At 59.5% G+C, this 17445-nt stretch carries 20 protein-coding genes; 12 read left to right on the forward strand and 8 right to left on the reverse strand.

The genetic code is table 11. The features are described from left to right. The first annotated feature begins 167 nt into the window (after window positions 1-167). From B5M41_RS17775 to B5M41_RS17785, 3 genes are all read left to right on the forward strand, one after another. Window positions 168-767 (forward strand): HGGxSTG domain-containing protein, encoded by a 600-nt coding sequence (locus tag B5M41_RS17775; protein WP_134651361.1) that lies wholly within the window; start codon window positions 168-170, stop codon window positions 765-767. Next, a complete protein-coding gene (locus tag B5M41_RS17780; RefSeq protein ID WP_167719366.1) occupies window positions 764-1084 on the forward strand; it encodes a hypothetical protein in 321 nt (106 codons plus the stop codon). The genes B5M41_RS17775 and B5M41_RS17780 overlap by 4 nt, the downstream gene beginning before the upstream one ends. A 146-nt stretch (window positions 1085-1230) precedes the next feature. Then, window positions 1231-1587 (forward strand): hypothetical protein, encoded by a 357-nt coding sequence (locus B5M41_RS17785; protein ID WP_134651359.1) that lies wholly within the window; start codon window positions 1231-1233, stop codon window positions 1585-1587. 77 nt (window positions 1588-1664) lie between these two features. Here B5M41_RS17785 and B5M41_RS17790 read toward each other — a convergent pair whose 3' ends face one another. Next, a complete protein-coding gene (locus tag B5M41_RS17790; RefSeq protein ID WP_134651357.1) occupies window positions 1665-2339 on the reverse strand; it encodes a recombinase family protein in 675 nt (224 codons plus the stop codon). A gap of 586 nt (window positions 2340-2925) precedes the next feature. Here B5M41_RS17790 and B5M41_RS17795 point away from each other — a divergent pair. From B5M41_RS17795 to B5M41_RS27155, 8 genes are all read left to right on the forward strand, one after another. Continuing rightward, window positions 2926-3369 (forward strand): hypothetical protein, encoded by a 444-nt coding sequence (locus tag B5M41_RS17795; RefSeq protein ID WP_134651355.1) that lies wholly within the window; start codon window positions 2926-2928, stop codon window positions 3367-3369. A gap of 7 nt (window positions 3370-3376) precedes the next feature. Continuing rightward, window positions 3377-3814: a hypothetical protein gene (locus B5M41_RS17800; RefSeq protein WP_134651353.1), complete on the forward strand. Its 438-nt coding sequence runs from the start codon at window positions 3377-3379 to the stop codon at window positions 3812-3814. A gap of 9 nt (window positions 3815-3823) precedes the next feature. Then, a complete protein-coding gene (locus B5M41_RS17805; RefSeq protein WP_134651351.1) occupies window positions 3824-5161 on the forward strand; it encodes a hypothetical protein in 1338 nt (445 codons plus the stop codon). Next, window positions 5158-6675 (forward strand): hypothetical protein, encoded by a 1518-nt coding sequence (locus B5M41_RS17810; RefSeq protein WP_134651349.1) that lies wholly within the window; start codon window positions 5158-5160, stop codon window positions 6673-6675. The genes B5M41_RS17805 and B5M41_RS17810 overlap by 4 nt, the downstream gene beginning before the upstream one ends. Window positions 6676-6758: 83 nt before the next feature. After that, window positions 6759-7235, forward strand: a complete 477-nt coding sequence (locus B5M41_RS17815) for a hypothetical protein (RefSeq protein ID WP_134651347.1) — start codon at window positions 6759-6761, stop codon at window positions 7233-7235. Between the two features lie 373 nt (window positions 7236-7608). Next, window positions 7609-9333, forward strand: a complete 1725-nt coding sequence (locus B5M41_RS17820; RefSeq protein WP_134651345.1) for a restriction endonuclease — start codon at window positions 7609-7611, stop codon at window positions 9331-9333. 644 nt (window positions 9334-9977) lie between these two features. Beyond that, a complete protein-coding gene (locus B5M41_RS17825; RefSeq protein WP_134651343.1) occupies window positions 9978-11294 on the forward strand; it encodes a phage tail protein in 1317 nt (438 codons plus the stop codon). 8 nt (window positions 11295-11302) lie between these two features. Further along, on the forward strand, window positions 11303-11953 hold the full coding sequence (locus B5M41_RS27155; RefSeq protein WP_230640210.1) for a hypothetical protein: 651 nt from the start codon (window positions 11303-11305) through the stop codon (window positions 11951-11953). Between the two features lie 81 nt (window positions 11954-12034). Here the strand turns inward: B5M41_RS27155 and tnpC are convergent, their stop codons facing one another. The 3 genes from tnpC to tnpA are packed head-to-tail and all read right to left on the reverse strand — an operon-like array spanning window position 12035 to window position 14483. Continuing rightward, complete coding sequence (gene tnpC / locus B5M41_RS17835) at window positions 12035-13669, reverse strand: IS66 family transposase (RefSeq protein WP_134649424.1); 1635 nt, start codon at window positions 13667-13669, stop codon at window positions 12035-12037. A gap of 59 nt (window positions 13670-13728) precedes the next feature. Further along, entirely contained in the window at window positions 13729-14079 is a 351-nt protein-coding gene (gene tnpB, locus B5M41_RS17840; protein WP_018240900.1) for an IS66 family insertion sequence element accessory protein TnpB, read from the reverse strand. Next, a complete protein-coding gene (gene tnpA, locus B5M41_RS17845) occupies window positions 14076-14483 on the reverse strand; it encodes an IS66-like element accessory protein TnpA (RefSeq protein ID WP_081870589.1) in 408 nt (135 codons plus the stop codon). Before tnpA ends, tnpB begins: the two co-directional genes overlap by 4 nt. A gap of 5 nt (window positions 14484-14488) precedes the next feature. On the opposite strand from tnpA, the gene B5M41_RS17850 reads away from it, so the two are divergent. Further along, a complete protein-coding gene (locus B5M41_RS17850) occupies window positions 14489-14644 on the forward strand; it encodes a hypothetical protein (protein ID WP_230640211.1) in 156 nt (51 codons plus the stop codon). Window positions 14645-14693: 49 nt separating this feature from the next. Here B5M41_RS17850 and B5M41_RS17855 read toward each other — a convergent pair whose 3' ends face one another. The 4 genes from B5M41_RS17855 to B5M41_RS17870 form a co-directional block, all read right to left on the reverse strand. Further along, window positions 14694-15209: a hypothetical protein gene (locus B5M41_RS17855; protein WP_134649423.1), complete on the reverse strand. Its 516-nt coding sequence runs from the start codon at window positions 15207-15209 to the stop codon at window positions 14694-14696. A 2-nt stretch (window positions 15210-15211) separates the two neighbouring features. Next, the gene (locus B5M41_RS17860) at window positions 15212-15541 is read right to left on the reverse strand and encodes a tubulin polymerization-promoting family protein (protein WP_134649422.1); all 330 of its coding nucleotides are present in this window, start codon (window positions 15539-15541) and stop codon (window positions 15212-15214) included. Further along, complete coding sequence (locus tag B5M41_RS17865; RefSeq protein ID WP_134649421.1) at window positions 15534-16952, reverse strand: hypothetical protein; 1419 nt, start codon at window positions 16950-16952, stop codon at window positions 15534-15536. Before B5M41_RS17865 ends, B5M41_RS17860 begins: the two co-directional genes overlap by 8 nt. A 213-nt stretch (window positions 16953-17165) precedes the next feature. Further along, entirely contained in the window at window positions 17166-17441 is a 276-nt protein-coding gene (locus B5M41_RS17870; RefSeq protein ID WP_134649420.1) for a DUF5334 family protein, read from the reverse strand. Window positions 17442-17445: the final 4 nt, after the last annotated feature.

Below are 17445 nucleotides of genomic sequence, written 5' to 3' on the forward strand. Positions count from 1 at the left end.
CGGGGGAGGCGACGCTTTGCGCGCGCCGCCCCGCCCCTTGTGGTCTTGGGGTCGCGAGGCCAGACAAAGTGTCCATCTAGGCTTCTCGACCTATCGGGGCGCCCTTGGTCGGATGCGTCCACGCCTCGATAATACAAGGACACACTTCCCGGACATGGGGGGAAGGCATGCCTAAGAAGCGCACCGAGCGACAACAAGCCTGGAGCCGTTTCGGCCTTCCACAAGCCGGCAGAGCGGCGCTTGCGGAGTTCAACGCGAATGTCCGACCGTTTCTCCAGCGGTGCGGGGCAAAACGTCGGACTGACGGTGAGCCATGCCAGGCCCCTGTAGTGCCCGGAAAGAACCGTTGCCGCTGGCATGGCGGCTTGGTCCCTTCAGGCGATCAGTGGCACAAATTGCAGTGGCCGAAGGGTGATGCGAAGGATTGGCAGAAGAAGCTCAATGCCAAATTGAAGCGGGACGAGCGCAATCGCCGGCGCAAGGAGCGGCGCCTGGCAGAAATGTCTCCCGAGGAACGGGCGAAGTATGATGAATGGGCAAAGTACCATCGCCCAGGATCGAAAATCGAAAGATCAAAGCCGCGCGCCGCTAAGAATGCGGCCGTGGCCTTTAAGGCGAGTGCCGAGGCGCCCGAGCGACCAGTCTCGCGAGAGATCGCAGAGTTACAGGCCCAAGCCGCCTATCTGGAGGCAGAGCGCGATCGATACCGCTCGCTGGCCCTCGCTGAACAGGAACAATCCAATGAAGACCGAGGAGTTTTTTCATGAGCCGCTTTAAGGATCGTAGGGAAACGATGGAACTAGCCAGGCATCGAGTTCAAACGGATGGCGTAGAGGCTGCTGTGGACGCGCTCATCTCGGTTTGTCGAGACCCCAAGGCGCCAGCCCCGGCCAAAAGCACAGCCGGCACCAGCTTGCTGAGGGCGGCAGGGTTTTTCGATCGAGACAGCAGCCAGCAAGACAAGGAGCCTCACGAAATGACTGCGGCGGAGCTGCGCGCGCAATCGGCAAAGTTAGAAAGGGCTCGGGACGCCATGCTTGCCCAAATGGAAGGAGGCGCGGACGACGGCAATGCGTTCGACTAGGTCGCGCTTTACGATTGATCGCGTGACTTCTGTATCGTTCGTCCCGGGACAAACACACATCAAAAAGACAAATAAAATCATTGACTTAGCGTGACCCTTTTTGTAGCTTGGTAGTCATCAGCAACGACCTAAGTGAGGAACTGAGCATGGCAGATGACTTCACCTCTATCGAATGCCTCGACGTGCCTGACAACCGCGCCGCGATATTTGAAATAATGAGCTGGGACGACCCGGTTATGGTAGGCACACCGCGAGGGCCAGACGGTCATTTCGTAATCGACGGTGTCGTTCCGGTGGAAGTTGCGGTTGAGATCAACGCGCTGTTTGCACGGCGCGCAGGGGTGAGCCTAGATGTCTTTGGCCTTGACGCTCTCGACCTTGCCGAGACGGGGTCAGCGACAGACCGCGTTCTGATCGAAGCCTTGGTGCCATTCGCCATTGCCGAGCAGGCACAAACCATCTGCGATGCACACAACGCCAGCCTGGCGCCTATCGGCACCTGATCTGTCTATCCAGACAAGCAAAGCGCCCCGGTTCATGACCGGGGCGTTGTCGTTTCAGGCTATCGACCTCTCAGGCGTCAGGCGGCGCGCTCGGCAACCCGCTTAACCTGCACTGCGCTCCACTCACCGCCGCGAGGCGTCGGGATGCCGCGAGCATTCAATTCAGCCGCGACGGTGCGCAGCGATGCGCCGGAGGCCTGTAGCTCTTGGATGATCGGCGCGACCAGTGCGGCGCGCTCATCCGCCTTCTTGGCGCGAACGGCAACGCTCACGGCAGGACCGCGCGCCCGAACGTCGGCGAAGTTGCCACGATCACCCCCTAGACACTTGCCTCGTGCCTTTGCGGCCTGGAGAGCAGCTTTCGTGCGTTGCGAGATCATTTCGCGCTCATGCTCTGCCACAGCGGCGAGGATGTGGACCGTGAGGCGGTTCGCCTTCGGGAAGTCCACAGCCGTAAAGTCCACACCGCTTTCCATCAGATTGCTGATAAAAGCCACGTTGCGCGCCAGACGGTCGAGCTTTGCTATGATCAACGTCGCGCCGTGCAACTTGCAGAGCCGGAGGGCTTCGGCGAGCTTGGGGCGATCGTTGCGCTTGCCGCTCTCGATTTCCGTCACCTCTGCGACCAGTTGCCAGTTGCCGCCGTTGAGGTAGGCGCGGACGGCTTCTTGCTGCGCTTCGAGACCGAGGCCGCTTGCGCCCTGGCGGACCGTGCTGACGCGATAGTAAGCGATGAACTTGCCGTTTGCCATTGCCGTTCCTGCCCGGTTTAGACGCTGTTACGTTTTCGTCTACGTTCGTTGCCATTAATGTAACACCTATTTTGGCGGCGTCAATGTCAGCCATCAGGTCAGCGTTATAAGATGAACAATAGACCGCGGCCGCGGCGGCCGCGCCGGCCCGAAAAGGGGCGGACCCCGCCCCCGCCCCCGGACCACCCCTCCGGCATAGTCGCCCAACGCCGCCGAAAATGGGCATCCACCCCCGCTAGGAATTTGCGCCGTGCTGGAACTTTTGGACTCGCCATTCGCTTCGACGAGCTGGCTTCGGCGGCCAATCCCTGCTATGTTCGATGCGCTGGTAAATTCTTGCGAGGCGAGCGCGCAGGGTCCGCGCCCGAAAAGGGCGAACGTCAATCAACCCGTCCATCGGCGAGCTTTTCGCCGCGATCGGCCTTGATCCAGCGACCCTATGACGATCTGCCCGCTACTGTCCCAATTTCTCGCCAAAAAGAGCGCGCCCCGGCCGTATATATCGGCTCGGCATTCCGGCCCACATTCAGACCATAACGAGATCTTCGCGATGGATACTGACGTGGACCCTACCGTAGCAAACCGAATGGCAAGAGAAGCCGCCGGGCATTTCAGGAACGCAGGCGACATCTTCGGCAACCCGTCGCATGAACTGCGGCAGGGTCTTGGCGGCCTCCTTCTGCTGGCGACGAAGCAAGCGCACTATCAACCCGACACCGGCCCGACGCATGATCTTCTCGCCGCCGTTTACGAAGGACTTGGCGGGGCGATCTCTGCGCTCAGAAACGACATGAGTATTGCGGACTTGGAAGCGGGCATGTTCGCAGCGGCCCGGCTGGTGCGGGACATCGACGCCGGAGCCCTTGAGGGCGATCGACAGTCCGATGACAGGTGCAAGGCGCGCATTCTGACCCTCCAGCTTCGCGCCGCAGAGTATCGGGAAGATATCGAAGCTCGTCGCAGGAAAAGGCAACCGCTGGCCCTTGAAATCAAGATGCCGGCCGCCACTCAACCGGTCTTCCGGGGGTGATCGCGATATGGCCGATGGAAACAGCCACCTCTCCGAAACGATCAAACACCTGGACGCCGCAATGACCGGGCCGGCGCTGATCTCGTGCGCTCAGGCGCTTCACCACCTGGTTCACGCCGTGGGTTACGGCTCCCTTGATCCCGCGTTGATCTCTGACGCATCTCAGCGGCTTTTCGCTGTGGCGCCGCGCGTTGCCGAGCTGGCGGCCGGGCGCATCACACCTGAAGAAATCTATTTCTGTCTCGGCTACGCGACCGCTGCCCTCACGACTACGGACGCAGTGCGCCGACCTTGGGTTCTCGCCGCGGTCGCCCTGCTGGAGGCAGATTTGCGCAGCGTCTATCTGCGCGACGCCATCTCTTCAGGTCCGCAAGCCGATCTCGCCTTTGTGATCGCCAAAATTTCTCACACAGCAGTCTTTCAAGACAGCCCGGCCATTCACTGAGGTTTCGCCATGTCCATCAGATCCAATGGTTTCTACAATAACGAGGCAATCGCGAATGCCGCCGCCAACCTCGCCGGCCTTTTCCAGCCGCCGAGCGGCGCCGAGGTCGCGAACTATGCTCTGGCTGATGAGCGCCGAGCCAAAATGAACCAGCTCGCTTGGCTCTTCGACAACCCCGACGACCCGACCGCCTCGAGGCGCTCGGCGCTGACCGGCGTTCAGGGATATGGCCAGACCCCGGACGGCTTCACCTACAACGTTGACCGAGGTTACCAGGCATCGACTGAAAACAACGTTCGCGACAATGCTCGCGCGCTTGCCGAGCGGGGAATGATCGAGGACGCGACGACGCAGCGTCTTGGCATTCCTGATGTGAACGCCCGCTACAAGGTGGACAGTGAGGCCTCGGTCAGCCGCGGAAACAATCTCCGCGACAATCAGACCAAGACCATCACGACGCTGCTCAATCCGCTTGATCCGGGTCAGACCCGGCCCGAGGTTTCGGAAGAATTCATGAAGCTGCTGGATATGCCGGCGGTTGGCACCGCGTCAGGTATTGCCAAGTTGCCATCCGAAACCGAGTGGCAGGCAGCGCAAAACCAACGGCTGGTCGATAGCGGCAAGCTCACCGACACAGATCTTGTCGACATCATCATGGGCGAGCGCCAGCCCGTTCAGGCGCTCGGCGCCGACGGAAAGCCGGTTTACCTGTCGCCTGGTGCCGCTGTCCGCGAACGTGCGCAGCCGCTTCAGAAAGAGCAAACGCCCGGCATGTCGGTTACGCTGCCGGACGGCACCGTTGTGCAGCAGGGCGGCAAGGCACTCACCGAGGGGCAATCGAAGGATAGCGTCTACTTTACGCGCGCATCCGGCGCGGTTCCGAAGCTCGACCAGTACGGCGACGCGCTCACCGAGATCACCGGAAAGATCGGAAGCGCAACGGAAAAGGCGGGCGGGAATTTCATCAAGTCGAAGGAATATCAGCTAGCCGAGCAGGCTGGGCTGGAGTTCCTTCAGGCCATCCTGCGCAAAGATACTGGCGCGGCGATTACGACGGCCGAGCAGACCGAATACGGTCGCGTATATCTCCCCCAGCCCGGCGACAGCCAGGAACTGCTCGCGCAGAAGAAAGCATCTCGCTCCCGAGCCCTGGCGGCCATTCGCCTTGGCTTGCCGCCGGATGCCATCATCAACGCAGAGCGCGCGGGCGTCGATCTCAGCGCGTCTGTATTACCGACGGAGCGGAACACGACCGCGGTTGATGCTGCCGAGCCTGTCTATGCTACGAACCCACAGACCGGGGAACGCCTAATTCTGCGCAATGGTGCATGGGAGCCCGTACAATGAGCGATCTGCCGCCCCTCCCGACCGGATTTCAGCTCGTAACAAAGCCGGACCTACCACCGCTCCCCGAAGGGTTTGTGTTGGGAAGCGTCCAGCCGCGTACCGAAAACGAGGTCCGCGCTGAATTCGACAACATGCCCTGGTATCAGAAAGCGGCAGTTGCCGCCGACGATGTGGCCCGATCGACCGCTAATGGCGCGACCTTCGGCTATGCCGACAAGCTTGCGGGATGGGCGAACGGCACCGGCACCGAGGCCGAGCGGCAGAAGAGCGACGAGGCTTCGATGCGCGGCGGCTCCGCGACCACTACGGCAGAAATCGGCGGCGCAATCGCGACGCCCGTTCTTGCGGCAAGCGCCGGCCTTTCCTTGCCGCGCGTCGCCGGGTCGGTCTCCGGCGTCACCGGCGCGGCTACGCGCTCCGGGCTCGCTGCCATCGAGGGGGCCGGCTACGGCGCGCTCACTGCCACCGGACACGATCAGGATATCGGCCAAGGCGCATTGATGGGCGCAATCTTCGGCGGCGCGGGCAATGCTGCTGGCGAAGCGGTCGCTGGCGGCGCGCGCAAACTTGCTGGCGTGTTCAATCGCCGTCCGCAGATCCCGACGCTCGATGAGCTTTCGACAGCCGCGCGCCAGGCGTATGACGCTGCCGATAATGCAGGCGTGATTTTTACACCCCAAGCGACGAATAGGCTTCAATCTGAGATTATGCAGTCGCTTACGGACTTTGGCTTTGAGCCCGCATTGCAGCCCGGAGCCGCCGCCGTCCTGCGACGGCTAGAAGACCTCCGAGGCCAGAACATCACACTGAAGGGGCTCGACACGCTCCGCAAAGTCGCCGGCGGAGGCTTCATCCCCGGCAATAAGAGCAATAACGCCGCCGTATCGGCGATCGTGAACCGCATCGATGAGCTTGTCGGCAACACGCAAGCGGGCGAAGTCCTGAGTGGAAACGCAACAGCCGGTGCTGAAGCCCTGGCAACAGCGCGGAATTATTGGTCGCGGATGGCGAAGGCCAACTCGGTCACAGAAGCCGCGGCCCGTGGCGAACTGAACGCCGCTGCCGCTGGATCAGGGGCGAACCGCGAAAACGCTTCGCGCCAGGCCATGAAGGCGCTGCGGAACAACAGAAGCGCGACAAGGGGTTTCACTACCGACGAGCACGAGGCCTTGATGCGGGCGATTGTCGGCACGCCCGACCAGAACGCCCTCCGGCTCGTCGGCAAGCTCGCCCCGACTGGCATCGTGAGCGGGGCTCTTTCCAGCGGCGCGGGCTATCAGATGGGCGGGCCGCTCGGGGCGGTCGCGATCCCGGCAACCGGCTATGTGGCCCGCAAAGGCGCCGAGCGCATGCAAGACGGCTTCGTTCAGGATCTGGTCGATATCATTATGGCCGGCGGCAACAAAGCGGCCACCCAAGTCTCGCCGAACGCGCTTCAAGCTGCGATCGACGCGAACCGCAACACCTTCGTGAAGTCGGCGGCCGCTGCGGCTCAGTACGAAGGAAGCCGCTGAAGCTCTCAGCGGCGCAAAGGCCCGCCCTATTGCAAGTTGATCAGACTGCCAGCATCATGGCAATGGCAGGTTGAGGGGCTTTCATGAAATTACGACTTTCAGGTATATTCACGATTGCCGGCGCGCTTGCGCTGGCGGGCTGTCAGAGCTACCCGGCGACACCGGCCGAAAGCGTAACCGGAGCAGTTGCCGCGGCCGAGAATGCGCAGCGGCCCAAACGGCAACGCACCGTGCAGGAGTTCATGGATATGAACCCTGCTTTATCGCTGGTCGATGGGAAAGTGGTGTCCGCTGATCGGCGCGTGTTCATATTTGAGAGCGCGCCGCAGATCGTCACCACGACCCTGCCCGCGTACACGCCAGCACCGGGCTACTACAATAACTCATCCTTTGCAGCTGCGGCCTACAATTTGAACTCAGCGGTTGGAACCGTACCTGCCGTGTCGCGCTCGACTGTCATGGTCTGCCGCGTTACTGTCCACGGGAAGGCTACCGGCAAGGGCTCAACGCCGTCTGACTGGACAGTCGAGGCGATGTCGATGCGCGGAAACTGCGCGTGATATGATTTGAGGCGCGGCAGGGGCCGAGATTTCGAAGGGACAGGCCCGGCTCGAAAGCTGTTCACGCACCAACTCCTTGATGAGAAGGTACACCAGCGCAAAGGCTGCAAGGAACAGCAGCAGGTCTTCAAGCGCGGGAAAGCGATAGTAGACCCCGAGGCCTAGCGTTACGATCAGTGCCAGTTTGAACACTCAGCTACCCTCCTGCTGATATCTATGCGGTTTTTTATGGACGCACTGAGATTGTGCGTCCTTAGAATTTTGTGTCGCTAATTAACACAAAATCTGCGCTTGATCGAAGCCCTGATTGCTATCGACTATGGACGCGCAACCTAGGATTTGCTTTTGTCGCAGGTCTGTGGAGGGCGGAATAATGGTGAAGGTTACCTGTAAGTCGCGGCACTTGAAAGCGATAAAGATTGGCGAGATCGAAGCGAAGTGGAGCGCGAACGGTCAACGCATACTACGATATTCGATGGATTTCTGGCACACGGAACTGGGCCTTCACAAGCAAGTCAGCGCCCCGGAAATCTATCTTCTGGAAATTAAAGTCGGCGAACTCCTTGAGCGTTGGGACAAGCTGACAGACGAGCACCACCGAAAGTCACGGCTGGCCGCAAGCAAAGAAGCATGCGAAGCCATGACGATTGAAGCCGGCTCACGGTTAGCCGCTATCAGCAAAATTTTGGAATGGACATTGAGCCGGAACGATCGTGTTGATTGGGAGAAGCTCAAGGATAGGTCTAGCTACCAGGGGCAAATGGCCTACCAGGTGCCGAAACCTAGCCGGAAACCGATACCGGAACCTATTCTGTTCGAACCCACCATGTCCTTCTGGGATACAATTTTCGGCCGCCGAAGCAGAAAGCGAGAGCAAGCTCTCGCTCTCCATTTGGAGGATATGGAGCGTTGGCGCAAACAGACCAATGAATCAGTGATCGCCCACAACACCCGCGTTGATGAGTGGCGGCAGGCGAAAGAGAAATTTGAGGCAGAGTGCAGGGCAAAGAGGGATGAGTTCCTGGCGGCGCAAGCTGCTGCGAATACACAGATTGATCAGTTGGCGCAGGACGTAAGGTCTGGCGACCCGCGGGCGGTAATTGAACACGCCAACTTAGTTCTTGATGCTTCAGATTACGGAGGCATGTTCGAAAAATCTTACGAACTCGATTACCAGCCGACACCAGCCAAAATCTTGCAAATCGAATACGAACTCCCATCGATCGAGGCGATGCCCACGGTGAAGACGGTTCGTTTCAGCCCTTCCACCGGCGAGATGAAGGAAACGCATCTGTCGGAAAAGGAGCAGAAGGCAAACTTTGATTCTGCTTGCTACCAAATTTGCCTTCGGACCTTGCACGAGCTGTTTGAAGCCGACGAGCATGGCAACCTCGAAGCCATCCTGTTCAATGGCTTCTCCACCAGCGTCAACCGGGCCACTGGAAAAGACACTCGTAGCTGCATTATGTCAGTTCTCGTCCGCCGCGCCGATTTCGAGGCTATAGATCTCTCGCGCGTAGATCCGAAAGCGTGTTTCAAGAGTCTGAGAGGCGTATCCGCTTCGTCGCTCGCGGCGCTGGCGCCCATCGCTCCCGTTATGGAGATGAACAAGCAGGACAAACGGTTCATTGACGCGAAAGAAGTGATTGCGAACATCGATACGGCAACAAACCTGGCGGCAATGGATTGGAGCGATTTCGAACACTTGATTCGTGAACTCTTCGAAAGGGAGTTCGCGTCACGGGGCGGTGAGGTCAAAATCACCCAGTCCAGCAGCGATGGAGGCGTGGATGCTGTTGCGTTCGACCCCGACCCCATCACGGGCGGTAAGATCGTCATCCAGGCAAAAAGGTACACGCGGACGGTCGGCGTCTCAGCGGTTCGCGATCTTTTCGGAACGATGCAACATGAGGGGGCGTCGCGCGGGATCCTCATCTCGACCGCGGATTATGGTCCCGATGCACATCAGTTCGCCTCGGGAAAACCGATAAGCCTTTTCAGCGGCCCACACCTACTACATCTGCTCCAGAAGCACGGATATAACGCAAAAATCGATCTCCAAGCAGCAAGGAAGGAACTCAGTCTGCGTACGAACTAGGCTAAGCCTTGATAATTGCAGCGGGCCAAGGTGGTATTGTACCGCAAGATCGCCGCCGTCGAGAGCGGCCGTCGTGAACCGCTTCTGACGCCGCGCCGACGGCGGTTTGGTCCCGGTGTGCCGTACATCAACGAGACCAATCAGGCGGGCACGTTCTTTGGAGGGCGCAAAATGCAGAACGGAGACCGAGGGCGTGATGCGGGAGGTTGAGGTGAAGCCGTTAGAGTGGCAACACGTAGAGCACGGAGACGCGACCGCTCAGTCGATTGTGGGCACGTATTTCGCCGATGCCCATGGCTGCTGGTCTCTTTGAGGCGGACACCCGCTTACTGCGGCGGGAGCGCTTAAGGGCGCCAAGGCGGCGGCTCAAGCCGACTACGAGCAGTGCATCCGCTCCGCCCTTGTCGATGTGCCGGCTCTGAAATCTGCACGGCCTCCAGCCGCTGGCTAGCCGGCGACGGACGAACTCAATGTGGCATCTCGTGCTTGTCTGATGCGCGTCGATGAAGTAATATCTATCTGCTGGTAAATGGCAGAAATCGAGCAGCTGCACCACCGCTTCGTCAGAAGCAAAAGAACAACTCCTTCGCCTCATACCTCGACACCTGATCGAGCTGCGCGAAGCTGTTTCTGTGGTGCAATTCATGCCTCCGCTGATACCGTACAATCGCTCCTACTCCTTCACCAGTTTCCAGGCAGACAATCCGTCCTCGCCCTTGCCCGGTATCCAGGTCGACAACGAGCTGGAGAACGTCAAGCAGTCGATCGTCGGTATCGTGAACGCAATCAATGACGTGCGCCGGTCGGACGGCAAGCTGAAGAACGAGATCGTTACGATCGACAGCTTGACCCCACAAGTGCGCGCCGGGATTGGTGCCGGTGCGCTAGCGGCGGCAGAGAACGCAGCTGCATCCGCCGCTGAAGCGGCCGATAGCGAAAGCACCGCCGCAGAGGCTGCCGAGGCGGCGGCAACGTCGGCCGAACAAGCCAATGGCGCACGAGAAGACGCCCGATTTGCCCAAGAGCAGGCTGAAGCCGCGCGAACTGTTGCGCAGACAGCCCGCGATTTCGCGGCGCAGTGGGCCAGCGCGCCGGAGAACCAGAATGTCAATGACGGTGTGAACCCGGTCGGAAAGTCCGCCTACCATTGGGCGCAGGTAGCGCTGGCGGCGGCTGCCGGTTCGATCGCGGACGGGTCGGTGACGACGGCCAAAATAGCTGACGGCGCGGTTACCCGAGCGAAATTGGCTTCTGCGGTCAAGGACGAGCTTGATGGAAAGGCCGATGGCTCGGCCACCACTGACGCGTTGGCCGTGAAAGTTACCTTCATCGGTCAGGGTGCACCGCTTCCGACGTCGGACGTAGGTCCGATCTGGCACGCCGACTATGCTTCGGTCATGACTTGGCAGGTCTTCAACGCGAACGGTGCCGCCTATACCGGTTATGCCTCATCCGGGATCGGCATGCCCTTCATGGACGGACGTTCCACCGCCCGAACCGGTTACCTAAAGCGCAACGGTGCATCGTTGTCGAAGACGACTTATGCGGCGCTGTGGGCCTGGGCGCAACACAACGGCCGTGTCGTGGCAATCGGTGATTGGGCGGCCGGGGCCTATGTCTTCGCCGACAACGGCAACGGAACATTCAAGCTTCCAGACAATCGCGGGGAGTTCGAACGTCTGTGGGACGATGGGCGCGGCGTCGATACCGGCCGAACCTTTGGCTCTTCACAGCTGGACGCGGTGCAGAATGCAACGGGTACTCTGACGAATGCACTCTTCAATAATACGGCGACGACCGACGGTGTTCTCGCGTTCGGCAACTCTGCCGACGCAAACCTGACCGCAGGCGGCGGCCAGCGCCGGCAGGGGCAGCTTTCCATTGACCTGTCGCGTCAACTCCGGACTGCCGCGGAAACGCGCGGTCGAAACGTCGCCCTTCTCGCCTGCATCAAATTCTGAGGTAAGCCATGAACGTCTACCATTTCCACCATTCGACGGGCGAATATCTCGGATCGTCGGAACCGGATGCCGACCCGCTCGACCCGGGCAATGTTCTGGTGCCTGCGTTCGCAACATTGGCCGAGCCGCTGGAGCCCGCCGCAGGGTTTGCTATAGTTTTCGTGGATGATGAATGGTCTCATATCGCCGACCACCGCAATGAATTCTGGTGGGAAGCGGGCGGCAGGAGGGTCAAGATTGATTTCCTCGGCGATCCCGCCGAGCGCGGTTTGCTCGACGAAGAGCCGAAGATCGAGCCGGACCCGCCGACCCTTGCCGACTATGAAGACGCTATCCAAGGCATGGTCGACGCAACCGCGAAGGAGAAGCTCTTCCGCGACGGCGTGACCCTGGCCTCCTACACCGCGTCAACGAACCCACAGTGGGCGGCTGAAGCCGTCGCCTTCGTTGCTTGGCGGTATCCATCCGGCGAAGGCCGCGGGGCTTATGATTTCGGCTCGTCTGCCATGATGCGTTTGATGACTTCCGGGTCACATTGCTCGTCGACGAGGAATTGCCGGACGCCGCACTCCCAGGTGCGGACGTCGGCGAGGAACTCCTTCAAGCTCTCGACACCGCGTTCCGTGAAGGTGGTGACGCCTTCCTCGGTCCCGTCATAGGCATGGATCATCTCGCCGTAGTCGATGTTGTCGGAGTTTCTGGCGACTATTCGATCGTGTAGACATGCGTCGGGCGCGCCATCAGGCCGCCACCTGCCGGGCGCTTCCGGCGGACCAGTTCCACGGCAATAGTTCCGGCAGCCTTGATACTGGAAGGCTGGGCATGCGGGCGAGCACGTCCGCCAGCCAGGCCTGCGGATCGATATCGTTCATCTTTGCCGAGACGATCAGGGAATACATGAAGGCAGCACGTTCGCCTCCGCGCTGTGAACCGGCGAATAGCCATGCCTTTCTTCCCAGAGCAATGCCGCGCAGGGCGCGTTCGGCGGCATTGTTCGAAAGGCAAAGGCTGCCGTCGTCGAGGAAGCGGGTGAAGGCGTCCCAGCGGCCCTCCTTGTCGAACATGTAGTTGATCGCCTTGGCGACGGGATTGTGCTTGGACATCTGGGAACGCTGGGCCATGAGCCATTGATGCAATTCCTCGACGCGCGGGCGAGCATGCTGCTGCCGCGCCGCGAGACGTTCCTCGACGGACATGCCGTTTATGCCGCGCTCGATCTCGAAGAGCGCGTCAATGCGGGCGACGGCCTCAAGTGCGACGGGCGATATCTCGTGGGCAGGCTTGCCCTTGCGCACGTTGCCGGCGATGTCGGCCAGTTCGAAGAACTTGCGCCTGGCATGGCTCCAGCAGAGTGCGCTTTTGACCGGCGCAGGGCCGCGGTCCGCACGGTAGAGGTCGTTGTAGCCACCATAGGCATCGGCTTGGAGAGTGCCATGCCACCCCACGAGGTGCCTGTTGGGATGGGTCTTCTCGCGATCGGGTGAGAAGTGGAAGAGCGCCGCGGGAGGCGCGCCGCCCGCGAAGGGGCGGTCGTCGCGGACGTAAGTCCATAATCTTGCCTGCCGCGTTGCACCCCGCGCCAGAAGCGGCACGGTGGTATCGTCGCCATGCAGGCGAACGGCTCCCAGAACATGGGCACGGATCAGATCATGGATCGGCTGCAGCGCCGTCGCGCAAGCCCCTACCTGATCGGCCAAAGTGGAGAGGCTGAGATCGACGCCTTCCCTGGCATAGCGCTCGGCCTGGCGGTTCAAGGGCTGATGCTGGCCAAACTTCTCGAACAGGATCGTCGCCAGCAGGTTCGGCCCCGCCCATCCGCGCGGCGTGGCATGGAAAGGTGCCGGTGACTGGCTGATCTTCTCGCAATCCCGGCAGGTGAACTTCTCGCGAACCGTCTGGATCACCTTCCACTGGCGCGGGATCGCCTCCAGCGTCTCGGTGACGTCTTCGCCCATCTTCACGATCCGGTCCGAGCCGCAGCAGGTGCAGGTCGACGGAGCTTCGATGATCAAGCGCTCGCGCGGCAGGTGCGCGGGAAACGGCTTGCGGGCCGGCCGGCGGCGTTCGAAGGCGGAGACATTCGTGATCTTCGCTGCCACGCGTTCCGCCGCGATCTCGTCCTCGGTGGCGTCGGCCTCAAGTTCTTCGAGCTGCAATTCCATCTGGTCGATCAGCCGGGCGCGGCGTTCGGAGCTCTGGCCATACTGCTCGCGGCGCATTTTGGCGATCTCGAGCTTGAGGTGTCGGATCATCGCCTCGGACGTCGTCACGACGGCGCGCACCTGCGCGAGATCGGCCTCGGCGGAGGCAGCACGCGCTTCCGATGCCGCTAGCGCGGCACGCAGTCTGGATATCTCCGAAGCAGCATCATCCATGGCCGAAAGCTACCATGCACCATGCTGAAAGCCCAACAAAAACAGAGGAATGCAGTCGATTAGCCTGCCTTAGAAGGCCGCTGCGTCCAGCGTGGATTGCGCCAGTCGATCCCTTCCAGGAGATAGCCGAGTTGCGCCGCCGACACTGGCACGGTGGAGCCATTTTGACTGACCGGCCAGATGAACTTTCCGGCTTCAAGCCGCTTCAGGTAAAGCGACATGCCGATCCCATCGTGCCACAGAACCTTGATGAGGTCACCCTTGCGACCCCGGAAGCAGAAGACTTCGCCGCCATGAGGATCGCGGCCAAGACCCTGTTGCACCTTCAGCGCCAGGCTGTTCATGCCGCAGCGCATGTCCGTCACACCGCCCGCAATCCACACCTTCACACCAGCCGGAAAGGCGATCATGACGCATCCAGAACCGGCAACAGCCGGGCGAGAATGATCGGATCAAGCGACGCCGGGATCATCAACCGTCGACCGTTCGGCAGGCCGATCTCGATCCTTTTGTCATCTTCCGGCCGGGGCGGCGAGACCTTCTCGCAAGATGCCGCCGCCGGTGACGAAATCGAAAGCGGCACGAAGCCCGTTGAAGCCGAACCGCTCAGAAGGCCACTACGGAACTCCCGACGCCAACGGGTCAACAATGACCGCGACAAACCATATCGCCGCGCCGTCGCGGACCCCTGCCGAAAGCCTTGCAGGCTCTCCTCGACGATCCGAACCTTCTCTTCGTCCGACCAATCCCGCCGGCGACCAAGATCATCGCAGGACAGGACCTCAATGGGGGAAATGATTGTAGCGCATGACATAAGGCATGGACTTAAAGCCAATCAGCAAATCAGGGCAGACGGCCTTCGGCGGAGGGATACCCGAGCTGGCGAAGGTACAGTCCGGCCAGCGCCAGCAGCCGTCGGTCGAGGAATTTCTTGCTGAGATCGAACCTATCGAATGGCCGGCCTTGGCGGCGTAGTTTTAATGTCTTTTACCGCTGCGCAAAGTGCTCGTGCGTCTTCAACGCCTCACAGCGCGGAACGCAGATGCTGCATTTCTCCGCGCGCCGTTTTTAGAAACCGATTTCCCCATGCGCCTGCACGCCGGCGAATGCCAGCTGCGCGCGCCGCGTCAGGTTCTGCACTAAGATCATTTATGAAATCAGACATCTGGTCCCAGTAGGTGTGGAGCTCACTCTGAAGTATGTCCACCACATTGGGGTCATGTGCGTCTAGAAATGTGACGCACGACATGAACCATGGGCCATGCTCTTGGCTCTGCAAGTCGCTAAGCCGCTCTGCGCGCTCTTGGGCATTGCTCGCGGCCGCTCCGATAGCCTCGATACGAAGCAGTATTGGTTCCAAAAGATCAAGCCGGGCCGAATAAGGAGCCATCAACGTGGCGTCGAACTCGGCACGCGTATCCGACTGCTTTCGAATGCGTTTCTCAATCCGCCCGGTATTGAGCCAAGCAAGGAACGATGCTGTTAAAGCGATGGCGGCGATTATGTCCGCCGCCGTTACCTCAACGTCGAATATCTTCATCGCTAAATAAGCTTACCGCGGTCAGATGTGGCGTTACGGATGCCTATATTCACCCACTGCATTAGCTGCTCCGATGCTCTAAACTGGTACTTCCTCAGAAAGCCCTCGCGACCTTGGAGTTTAGCAATGCTCTGTGAGAACAGTCCCTGAAAAAAGGACGGAGATATAGTGTCAAGATATTCGGGGATTATTACCTCGACCTGCCCGTCGGTCAGGTCTAATTGATCAAGTTTTAGATCCTCGCGGGCCGCCATGCCTCGCTCTTTACCAGAGAGGTTTCTGACCTTTCGGTCGCCCGTGAACTTCGACAAGTCAATCATGAACTCAACCATCTTCCTCCCCCAGCTGTTCGCCTAACGCGAACCTGAGAGTGATTAGGGTGCCTGGAAACGTATATGGAAGATCCATCACGTGACCCGGGTGCGGCGGATACTTAACATCATTTGCAACATTGAACCATTGCAATCGCCGCTCCGAACCCTGAGGCATAATACCACGGTTGAAATCACCGGAGAAGCGTATGTAGGCCTTCCCGGAAATGATCGCTACCTTTGGTCCTAGTTCGCTCGTTGGCGCCTTCCCAACCTCATTGGCGAACTCCACAACATCCATCATGCCCGTTCCGCCCGATGGCATCCCTTCACCTTGTAGAACGCGCGATATGCCATCTTGCAATGCGAACACGGTGGCTAAGGTTTCTTCACTCACTCCAGATTTTCGATGAAGCGCCTGATATTTTGCTACTTGCTCGACAATTTCGGAGGGGGCTTCCTTTATAGTTTCTGAGATGGGGCGCCCCGGATTGAGCAGGCTAAGATGGCAGATATGCAGTGTGCGCGGATTATCGCCTATCTTTACGAGCCTCCGCGCCATGAAGCCAGCAGTAATCCATTCACCGTCGCCTCCAATACGGCTGTGCCGCTCAGCGTTGTTCAGAACTTCGCCAATCATAGACTTGATCTTTCCTGCGCCAAATTGGGTGAGTCCTTGAGGCGGGTCTAGCGTGCCTAGCCAATCGTGGACCTTTGCGACAATTTGATCAGCTGCAATTTCGTAAGTAGCAGGCTGAAGATGGCTCTTGTTCTTCGATGAACCTGCGCGCCTCCTTTGACGTATCGGGAGGGGCCACACATCGTGCTTCGGGACCTTTTTCCCGATGGATGCCATACTTAGAAAATGGTTGAGCCCAGCCGCTTCCAGTACCTTTGCTGTAGATGCTGATAGCCGCCCTCCGGAAGTCAACGGCGCCATCTTCTCCCTCATTACTCCAAGAAGAAGAAATGGACCTACATCGCTAACGTAGCGGTCGTCAAAATTTATCCGATAGGCCACTGCCTCGCATTCCGCTAAAGCGATCTTTTGGAGGATCTCACTCGTTTCCTTCGGATAATCGATGAACGAAAAGTTCTTACAGCAGATTTCTCCGCCTTTCTTTCTCTGTAGAAGCTTCCGCCACCTAGACTTCCTATCTGGCACGAAACTTTCCAGTATCTCGCACGGCTGAAACCGCGCTCTCAACGCTTCCTTTGAAAAACGCACACGCGGTTGAAATCTGCGTTTGAGATTGAGTTTGCGGCTGATCTTTTTTGCACGGCTCGTATTTTTCGTCCGGCGAACCTCACGCTGAAACGTAAGCCGTCGTAGCTCTCGAAACTCTTCATCATCAAGATCCTGAAGCTCACTTCGTCCGATCTTGGAATGGCTGGTAGGCCAGAGCTCTTCCCACGTGCGCTTCTTTGTCATGCTCTCTCATCTTTTAATGAATTCGAAGCCTACCACTTGCCTTACGCTGCACGCCAGCGGCCCCACTGCCTGCTGTAACGCCGCGATGAACTCACGCTCACTGCTTCCATTAAGTTTCACACCTTGCGGCAGACTGCCGTATCTCCGGGTGGATCTGCGTGTCCTATGGAAACGTCCAATATCCCTTTCAGATGCCGTTGCGGGGTATCGCGCTCAATCGTCTTCCATTTCAAACGTGCGATACTCGCCGCTTTCGCTGTCGTAGACCTCGACTTCCACCGAGTTGCCGTAACGCTGGATAGACTCGACGTCGACGTCTCGATAGCTCCCCGAACTGGAGTCGTAGATTTCGATGGTCTCGCCACGACGGACGAGGTTGCCTTTCTCGATTTCAACAGCGCCGCCGGTGGAGCTGTCAACTCCGTCCCACGCCAGAGCATTCGAGCCGACAAACGCGACTGCAAACGCCGCAACAGCAAACATTCTCATGGCA

Origin of the sequence: Shinella sumterensis (assembly GCF_004514425.2) — a bacterium.
GTDB classification, from domain to species: Bacteria; Pseudomonadota; Alphaproteobacteria; order Rhizobiales; family Rhizobiaceae; genus Shinella; species Shinella sumterensis.